The organism is Aquabacterium sp. (assembly GCF_004297345.1).
In the GTDB taxonomy this organism is placed as follows: Bacteria; Pseudomonadota; Gammaproteobacteria; order Burkholderiales; family Burkholderiaceae_C; genus Aquabacterium.
The window spans coordinates 1-9,045 of the sequence record NZ_SCTN01000076.1; the positions used below are offsets into that span (position 1 = coordinate 1).

The 9,045-nt window shown below is 61.5% G+C and carries 7 protein-coding genes; 1 reads left to right on the plus strand and 6 read right to left on the minus strand.

The window, feature by feature from the left end; translation table 11 throughout:
* Window positions 1-13: 13 nt before the first annotated feature.
* From EPO09_RS02235 to EPO09_RS02255, 5 genes are read right to left on the minus strand one after another with little or no spacing between them, the layout of a single operon-like run.
* Window positions 14-1,285, minus strand: coding sequence for a hypothetical protein (locus EPO09_RS02235; RefSeq protein WP_290639739.1), 1,272 nt, complete (start codon window positions 1,283-1,285; stop codon window positions 14-16).
* A gap of 23 nt (window positions 1,286-1,308) precedes the next feature.
* Entirely contained in the window at window positions 1,309-2,403 is a 1,095-nt protein-coding gene (locus EPO09_RS02240; protein ID WP_290639740.1) for a two-component system response regulator, read from the minus strand.
* Window positions 2,400-5,600: a hybrid sensor histidine kinase/response regulator gene (locus EPO09_RS02245; protein WP_290639742.1), complete on the minus strand. Its 3,201-nt coding sequence runs from the start codon at window positions 5,598-5,600 to the stop codon at window positions 2,400-2,402. The genes EPO09_RS02240 and EPO09_RS02245 overlap by 4 nt, the downstream gene beginning before the upstream one ends.
* Window positions 5,601-5,630: 30 nt before the next feature.
* On the minus strand, window positions 5,631-6,806 hold the full coding sequence (locus EPO09_RS02250) for a diguanylate cyclase (RefSeq protein WP_290639744.1): 1,176 nt from the start codon (window positions 6,804-6,806) through the stop codon (window positions 5,631-5,633).
* Window positions 6,803-7,960: a GGDEF domain-containing protein gene (locus EPO09_RS02255; RefSeq protein ID WP_290639746.1), complete on the minus strand. Its 1,158-nt coding sequence runs from the start codon at window positions 7,958-7,960 to the stop codon at window positions 6,803-6,805. Before EPO09_RS02255 ends, EPO09_RS02250 begins: the two co-directional genes overlap by 4 nt.
* Before the next feature lie 224 nt (window positions 7,961-8,184).
* Between EPO09_RS02255 and EPO09_RS02260 the strand changes: the two genes are divergently transcribed.
* Window positions 8,185-8,556: a phage holin family protein gene (locus EPO09_RS02260; RefSeq protein WP_290639748.1), complete on the plus strand. Its 372-nt coding sequence runs from the start codon at window positions 8,185-8,187 to the stop codon at window positions 8,554-8,556.
* A gap of 101 nt (window positions 8,557-8,657) precedes the next feature.
* Here EPO09_RS02260 and EPO09_RS02265 read toward each other — a convergent pair.
* Window positions 8,658-9,045: hypothetical protein (locus EPO09_RS02265; RefSeq protein ID WP_290639750.1), on the minus strand; the 388-nt coding region annotated here is incomplete at its 5' end.

Here is a 9,045-nt window from a genome sequence, read left to right on the forward strand (position 1 = left end):
CATGGCCGGCCCCTCAGAATACAAAGCTGTAGTTGAGGGACAGCACATTGATGCGCTGACGTCGAATCACATCGTCACCGGCAGGAGAATCCACGGTGGCGGATCGGTTGCCGATGCGGGTTCGCGCCCATTCCGCCTTGAGCTTGCTTTGAGCGGTCAGTGCGTAGGAGGTGCCGAGTGCGACGGTGTCCTGGTCGTAGACCATGATGGCGTCGGAGGCGGCGCGCTGCGAATAGTTCAGGTCTGCCGGAAAGAAAGGCGACTGCGCCGTGTTGAGGGCATCAGCCATGCGCACGGACACACCCATGGACCGAAGTCTGGCGTAACTGACATAAGGCGTGAAGCCGCCCAATTTGCGCAAAACGGCGATGTAGCCCCCCGCCGTGTTGGCGCCATTTTCCGTGCGCTTTTGAATGTTGCGGGCAAACTCGCTGACAAGACGCCAATCTGGTGCCAGCTCCATGTCGGCCCCCAGTGTGATGACGTCATTGACGATGCTTGACGTCGTTCCTACTGGCTCCGTGCCAAACATCGCGTTGTCCACGCGGTAGTAACCACCGGCATCCACGTAGGGGAAATGACTTGGGAAACTCTCCCCATCACGCCGCCTGGTGACGGTGTGATGCAAGCCAAGTCGCCAGGTCGAGGTGTCCTTCTTGAGGGTCAGCACAGAGCCCGTGATGGTCGTGCATACCGGCATGAACACAGCGCCGCGATCTCGCCCATAGGCCCGGGCAGATATATCAGCTTCGCCATGGAAAGCATCCAGCGTGACCTCGCCGATATCAGGCAGCCAGTTGCGCGAAACAGAGATGCCCTTGAAGTCATTGGACGGCGACAGGCCGTACATCTCAAAAGGCAAGCGAGCGAAATCGTAGGTCTGGCCCACGTCCATGTTCTCTGAGTTGAGGTACATGGGCACGCGCTGTTTGCCCAGGCGCAGCAGCCAGTCATTGCCCGGGCGCCAGGAAATAAAAGCCCAGGAGGCTGAGAGCGACCAGTCGTCGTCGTTGTGCAGGGAGGGCGCCACCTTGGCCTGCACGGTGGCCGACCATTCCGCGCTGAGTTTGGCATCAACCTGGGCGCCCAGCACGGTATCGCGCTTGAAGGTGCCCTTGTCGTCGATGAAGCGCTGGTAGTAATAGGGCTGGTCAGAGACCGCATACCCCACGGTACCGAAACCCGAGGTGCTGAAGTCCACAGCCTGGCTGCTGGTCTGAGCGGCCAAGAGGCACAGGCCCAACGGCAAGGCAGCGAGCGAGCGAACAGAGGGCATGAGCGTCATCGCAGGGTCTTCCTAATCGTCGGCTATTCGTCGGACCAGGTGGCAGCAATGCGCACGAACTGGTCCAGCGTGTCATCAAAGGCTTGCACGATCTCGGGATCAAAGTGCGTGCCACATCCTTCTCGGATGAAGGCAACGGCACGCTCATGGCTCATCGGCTCCTTGTAGGGCCGGCGGCTGATCAGCGCGTCATACACGTCGGCCACAGCCATCAGGCGTGCAGACAAGGGGATCTGATCGCCAGCGAGCTTGTCCGGGTAGCCGCTGCCGTTCCATTTTTCGTGGTGGTAGCGAGAGATGTCCATGGCGTGGTGCAGGAAGCCGTCTTCATCACCCATGCGGCTGGCCGCACGCTGGAGCATGTCCCAGCCGTGCATGGCGTGTTGCCGCATGATGACCAGCTCTTCGTCATTCAAACGCCCGGGCTTGAGGAGAATGTGATCAGGAATGGCCACTTTGCCAATATCGTGCAGGGGCGCGGACTTGGCGATCTGGTCGATGCTATCGGGATTGAGCAGGTCCAGGTGGGCGCCTTGCTCGTACAGGTGCGTGGCCAGCGTGCGGACGTATTCCTGCGTGCGCTTGACGTGGTTGCCAGTTTCTTCATCACGGAACTCGGCAAACGACACCATCACATGCAAGGTGGCTTCGCGCAGTTGATCAACCTGGGCCAGGCGCTTTTCCAGCTCGGATTGCAGCCAGAGGTTCTGGCGCGCAAGCTGATCCTGATAGGCCTTGATCTGCAGGTGCGTGCGCACACGGGCCTGCACGATGGCGGGGCTGATGGGCTTCTGGATGAAGTCGGCAGCGCCCACCTCGAAGCCGCGGGCCTCATCTTCTGGCTGGCTCATGGCCGTGAGGAACAGCACGGGGATGCGCGCCGTGACCGGGTCGGCCTTGAGCCGACGGCACACTTCGTAGCCATCCATCTCCGGCATCATCACGTCCAGCAGGATCAGATCCGGCAGGCCGCGATGCGCCAGCTCCAGCGCCTTGGCGCCCGAGGGTGCCAATTTGACGCGGTACGACTTGTTGAGCAACCCGGCCAGCAGGCTCAGGTTTGCGGGCGCGTCGTCCACCACCAATACCGTGGGCAACGGGGCCTTGTCAGCGCTCATTGTGGTTTGGCCTCCAGGTCCAATTCATCCAGCAGCCCGAAAGCAGAGTCAAAGTCACATCGCGCCAGTGCCGCGTTCAACCGGGCCGTGGTGACAGCCGGCAGCCAGGCCGCAAAGGCGTTGCGGTATTGCTGCCAGAGCGCCAGGGCCTCGCTGTCGCACTCGCCGGTCAGCTGCTTGAGGCGCTGAGCCAGCTCGAGGTCGCTCGGACTGGCTTCATGGACCAGCACGGGCGCAGGCTCAGGTGACGTAACTTCGATCTCGGTCAGGTAGTTTTGCAGAGTTTTGACCAAGGGCGACAGGACTTGCACCAGCTCTGCAACGGCTTGTTGCACTGCGGCCGCATCCTCTGACTTGGCAGCAGCCTCCAACCCTCGGGCATACCCCTGCAAAACCTGGGAACCGATCGTGCCACCCAGGCCTTTGAGGGTGTGGGCTTCACGGGCCACGGCAGTCCAATCGGCCTGCTGCAAAGCGCCAGGCAGCCACTGCAGCACATGCTCGGCATGGTCCACAAAGGCATTAAGCGTGATGCGATACAGCGGCAGATCACCCTCAAAGCGACTGAGAGCGGTGTCTACGTCGAGCCCTTCTATACGGGGCGTATCCGGTGTTCGGCGTTGCCTTGCCGGGTAGGGCTGTGCCATCACTTTGACAGCCAGCCCGCAGAACGGTGCCAGCGCGGCATACAGGGCGCGAGGGTCCAGCGGCTTGGCAATGTGGTTGACCATGCCCAGCGCCAGACAGCGCTCGCGCTCTTCTGCCATGGCATGTGCTGTCATGGCAATCACGGGCACGTGCGTCAAAGACGGATCGTTACGTATTTCACGCGTCGTTTCATAGCCATCCATGACGGGCATCTGCAGATCCATCAGCACCACGTCGTAAGACGCCCCACCGCCTTGGCGCAGGCGCTCCAGCGCTTCGATGCCGTTGACGGCCACGTCGACTCTCGCGCCTCGACGCGACAAGAGTTCAATCGCCAGTTGCTGATTGAGCACGTTGTCTTCGACGACCAGCACACGCAAGCCATCGAGACGAATCACTTCTTCTGGCGGAGCGACCTGTGGCACCGCCGCGCTGCTGCCCTCACCCTTGAGGCGATGCAGCAAGGTGCGCAAGGCTTCAGGCAGGATGGGTTTGGTCAGGAAGGTGTGCGCGCCGGCAGACAACGCTTCGGCGCGAAGGTTGTCTGACCCATAGGCGGAGATGACCACGACCATCAAATCCGGCTGGCATTCACGCAAGGTCGACAAGGTCTGCGCACCGCCCAGGCCGGGCATCACCCAATCGAGCAAGGCCAGGTCATAGGGCTGGCCTGCGTCCAGGGCCTCCTGCGCCACGCGGATACCCTCTTCGCCATTGGGCACCACGCGCACCAGACCACCATCTACCTGGCCCACGCCCAAAGCGCCCAACAGGCCGGACAAGGTCTGGCAGGTTTCGCTTTGATCGTCGATCACGAGCACGCGCATGCGGTCCACGCTCTTGGGCAGAACATGCTGTGCAGAAGCGGCCGCCAGCCGCAAGGGCACAGTGAACGTGAAGCAGGAACCCGCACCCAGCTTGCTGGCCACGACGATGTCGCCGCCCATCAGGCGTGCCAGGCGTTTGCTGATGCTCAGGCCCAGGCCGGTGCCGCCGTATTTGCGCGTGGTCGAACCATCGGCCTGCGTGAACTCCTGAAAGAGCCGATCAACCTGGCCTTCGCTCATGCCGATGCCGGTGTCGCGCACTTCAAAGCGCAGCATCAGGCGCTCGCCCACGCGGCTGATCAGCCCGACGCTGAGCTTGACGTGGCCGAAGTGGGTGAACTTGACGGCGTTGGATATGAGGTTGGTCAGCACCTGCCCGACCCGCAAGGCATCGCCAAAGACGGTGCCGGCGTCGGCCAGCAGGCTCGGGTCCTCGAAGGCACACAGCAGTTCGATGTCTTTTTCCTGCGCGCGCTGACGCAGCATGGTCAGGGCGTTGCCAACCACATCCTCGATGCTGAACGGCGTGGACTCCAGCTCCAGCTTGCCGGCTTCGATCTTGGAAAAGTCCAGGATGTCGTTGATCACGCCCAGCAGCATGGTCGAAGCAGACTGCACCTTGTTGAGGTAATCACGCTGCTGCTCGTCCAGATCCGTCTGCAAGGCCAGGTGGCTCATGCCCAGGATGGCGTTCATGGGCGTGCGAATCTCGTGGCTCATATTGGCCAGGAACATCGACTTGGCCCGTGTGGCCGCCTCGGCCTGGTCACGCGCCTCGCGCAGTTCGCCCTGTACCCGGGCGCGCTGGTTGATGTCGTCCTGCACGGCGTGCGCCATCGTGTTGAGCGTGATGGCCAGGTTGTCCAGCTCTTCGGCCCAACGCTGACGGCCACCGGCGCGGGCGTCGTAGTTGCCGCGTGCGAGTTGTTGCGCGACCTGGTCCAGGCGCTTGATGGGCTGGAACAAGCGACTTTGCAAACCGTAGAGCACCAGCAGCATGGCTGGCAGCAAGGCCATGTCCACGCCCAAGGTCATGAGGATGTAATGCTCCAACTGGCTGGAGGCTTGCACGCGTGCCGCAGCCGTTCGGGCATCGGTGGCCAGGCTGAGGTTGGCCACGGCGCGGGCCAGATCGGCCGACTGCGCCTCATACGTGGGCGAGTGCACCAGTTCACCGGCGAACTTCAGGTCCGGGTCGCCATCAGACACATAGGTCTGGCGCGTACGGTCATACAGGCCTTGCGTGGCCGCAAAGGCAATCTGCTCGGTCTTCTTGAGGCGCTCGCTGGCGGCCAGCACCCGCTTGAGCGCATCGACCTCGTCCCCACTGACATCCAGCGCCTGCAAGCGCCCCATCAGCGACACGCCAGCCTGCTTGTCTGGCAACTTGTGCGGACGCCGACCGGCGATCACATCTTCCCAGTACAGGCTGGGGTCTTCCACAGCGGGCGGAGGCTTGCTGCCCTCGCGAATGGCCAGCACGTCGTAGTAATACAGCAAGTAGCGAGGATCAGCCGTGGCCGTGTAGGCGCTGACCAGCCTGCGCAGGAGCGCCGTTTCATGCTGCAAGCCCGAGACCAGCTTCATGGTGTCCGTGCGGCGCTGTACCGCCTGCTCGGCAGACAGATACGCTTGACGGATCAGCATCAAGAAAACAAAGTTGGCCAGCAAGGCGGCCTGCACCATGAGGAAGGCGCCGCGCGAGACGGTCTTGAGCTTCATGCCTTGCCCCCGCCCCTTCGACTGAGCAGATCAGGCATGTGTCAACCCTTCGGCAAAGGCGACCGACGCCACAATGCGATCACGCCCGTCACGCTTGGCTTGATAGAGGTTGCGGTCTGCGACCTTCAGCGCCCAGCCTGTGTCGCCCTCGACAACCTGGGCAATACCGACACTCTGAGTGACCGTGAAGGTCTGACCATTGGCAACAAACGCATGCTCGCGCAAACGGGCTGAAATTTTCTCCGCCACGTGCTGGGCCCCCGATAAATCTGTTTCTGGCAACAGCAGGACGAATTCCTCCCCACCGTAACGAGCAGCAGTATCCACCTGCTCGCGGGTGGAGGAACGCAGTATCTCCCCCACCTTGGTGAGAACTTCATCACCAACCGGGTGTCCCCAGGTGTCGTTGACGCGCTTGAAGTGGTCCACATCAAACAACACGACCGACAAAGGCCGACTAGAGCGCGCCTGGCGATGGGATTCACGCTCCAGCCGGGTCATGAACTCGCGCCGGTTGGCCAGGCCGGTGAGCATGTCCGTGCGCACCAGGGTCTCCAGGGCCCGACGATGACTGGCCAGCGTGGCCGCCAGGAAGAACAGGATGCCCGACAGCGGCAAGGTGGCCGATGAGAAGACCACACGCACCCACAAGGCCCACCAGGGATGCAGATCGCCACCCATATAGACCGGCGCAGACAGCATGGGCGCATAAGGCAGCCACCCCTGGAACATGCAGACCTCGACCACCAGCACAGCCAGCAGGCTCAATGAGAACGCCCATCGCAACTGATACAGCGAGAACAAGGCCCGCGCAAACACAAACTGGGCCAGCAAGACCATGGACATCGGTGTGTCCTTGAGGCCATGCGCCAGCGACAGCAGGACCACGCCCAGCATGGCCGGCACGGCGGTCAACTGCACCAGCACGGGCATGGCTTCGGTATCTCGTCGGCGATGCCATGCGATCACACCCATGAGCATCAACCAGGCGATGAAAGCCCCCTGCGCCCATAGAGAGAAATTCAGCAAAGACGGGCGGTACAAGGCCCGCACACTCTCATCGCGTATGCCCAGCCATTGCAGCAGGAACATCAACAGCAAGATGGGCAAGGTGGCCTCGACCAGCACAAGCGCGCTGGTGCTGTCCTGCCGATCGACGATGCGGCTCTCCAGCTGACGCAACCAGTGTGCAAAGGCCTGCTTCATGTCGCTGCCCCGTTGGCCATATGAGCCATATGGGCCATGCAGACACGATCGCGGCCTGTGGATTTGGCCCGATAGAGCTGAAGGTCGGCTTGCTGAAGCAGGTATTCGGCGTCCTGACCGGTGCCTTCCACCACGCCCATGCTGAGCGTGACCTTGAAGGCCGCATCACCTTCGCCAAAGCTCAACTGAGCCAGTTGCTCGCGCAATCTGGCGCACACGGCTTCCACTTGCTCATGGCGGGTGTCGGGCAAGATCAGCGCAAACTCCTCGCCCCCTAGGCGACAAGCCACATCGGTCGGGCTGCGCACACAGCCCATCAGCAACTTGCCCAGGCTGCGCAATACCTTGTCGCCCATGTCATGGCCATGCTGGTCATTGACCTGTTTGAAATGATCGGCATCAATCAACACCACGGCCAGCGTCTGCCCGGTTCGCGCCTGACGGGCGACTTCGTTGTGCAGCACCTCCATGGCCCGACGGCGGTTGGCCAAACCCGTCAAGCCATCGGTATACGACAGCCGCCGCAATTTGGCATGCACCTGATCCAGGCGATCAAAGAGCAACAACAGCAGACTCGTCAACACGACATAGCCGATCACAAATACCAACTGCCGCCAAGCCCCAAACCACCACACAGGCGCCGCGCCTTGCATGACTTTTTCGGTGAGTGCGGGGGCATAAGACCAGTAGCCCAGGATCACGCCCAGGTCATAACCTGTCAACAAGCCTACGCAGACCACATAAGAGATCAGCATGGGGTGACGCTCGAACAGCAGCAAGCCAATCGCCAGGATGCCCAGCAAGATCAGATTCGGCGGCGAGGTGAACGTCCCCGACTGAATGGTGACCACCGTATAGCCCACGCCAATGGACAGACAGACCAGCAAGGTCATGCGCGGCAAGGCATCATGCAGATAGCGCCTGGGCCACAGCCAGAACGTGGCGTAGAGGTTGATCCCGATGGCCAGGACCAGCACGCTTTGGGAGAAGTACAAGACGCCAACGTTCAGCCCGGCCCGGATTTCGGGCACGCCCACGGCCCAACCGTGCAGGAGCAGCACGATCAGGAAAAACGGTGTCGCAGCAAACACCGCCAGCAACACCCGCCATGCCGGGGTGGAACTGATGATGAAACGCTCGATCAACACACGCATGGACGGTACTGCCTTCAGGTCTGATTCATGAATCCGGTCAAAACGTGCCATGGTTCACGCCACACAGACCATCTGGCGCCGGGCTTCAGTTTTGCCATATCGGTTTAACCCTTGCCGAGCCAGCCATGACTGGCTCGCTTGACCGGGGACAACGTCCGGGAAATATCGACCGGGTCTGACAACATCTGAAGGCAAAATGACCGAGAGTAAACACTGAATTCGCCATGAAACTGATCATCCGATGGCTCTTGCTGGCCTGCGCCCTGGTGCTGCTCACACAACTGGATTCCGGCATCCAGATACGTAGCTTTGGCTCGGCCATGTGGGCCGCTTTTGTCATCGGCCTGCTCAACGCCTTTGTGCGCCCCTTGCTGATTTTGTTCACCCTGCCGGTCACGGTATTGACCATGGGGCTGTTCCTGTTCGTGATCAACGCCCTGACTTTCCAGATGGCGTCTCACCTGCTGGAGGGCTTTCAGGTACAAGGCTTCTGGCATGCCCTGCTGGGCTCGGTGCTCTACAGTGTGTGCAGCCTGGTGATCGATGTGGCGCTGGAGCGGCTGCTGGGGCCGCGTTTCATGCCGCCGCCGCAGTAAACAAGCGCCAAGCGTTTCCCGCACAAAGCAAAACCCCGCAAGGCCCTCGGATGGCAAACCGAGGGCGCTGCGGGGGTTTTTGCCAATCAGCTCAACGCCGATCAGAACTGCTCGTAGGTGTTGTCCGCGTAAACGATCTTGCCGTTGGAACGCGTGAACACGCCCACGACAGCTGCCGCCTTCTTGATCTGATAGACCGTATCGCCGTACTTGGCCGTCACGGTCACGCCGGAAGGCGTCGACAAGGTGACGGTGTTGGGCTCGGACACCTTGTCATCCACCAGACCTGACAGCATGATCACGTCGGTGCCCTGCTTATAGCTGCCCGCAAACGCGTACTGGCCATAGGCGGGCTGCGTGACCGTCAGGTTCAGCAACAAGTCAGGGCGATTGGGCAGCGGCAGGCGACCGTCGATCTTGGCCGTCCAGCCCGCAAAGTACGCACTGTACCCATTGGGTGCCACAGACACATCCACTGGCGCGTCCACC

Bases quoted from the DNA above. Each gene is read 5' to 3' on its own strand.
- EPO09_RS02240 (WP_290639740.1), bottom strand. From the start codon at position 2,403: ATGAGCGCTGACAAGGCCCCGTTGCCCACGGTATTGGTGGTGGACGAC.
- EPO09_RS02245 (WP_290639742.1), bottom strand. From the start codon at position 5,600: ATGAAGCTCAAGACCGTCTCGCGCGGCGCCTTCCTCATGGTGCAGGCC.
- EPO09_RS02250 (WP_290639744.1), bottom strand. From the start codon at position 6,806: ATGAAGCAGGCCTTTGCACACTGGTTGCGTCAGCTGGAGAGCCGCATC.
- EPO09_RS02255 (WP_290639746.1), bottom strand. From the start codon at position 7,960: ATGCGTGTGTTGATCGAGCGTTTCATCATCAGTTCCACCCCGGCATGG.
- EPO09_RS02260 (WP_290639748.1), top strand. From the start codon at position 8,185: ATGAAACTGATCATCCGATGGCTCTTGCTGGCCTGCGCCCTGGTGCTG.
- EPO09_RS02235 (WP_290639739.1), bottom strand. From the start codon at position 1,285: ATGACGCTCATGCCCTCTGTTCGCTCGCTCGCTGCCTTGCCGTTGGGC.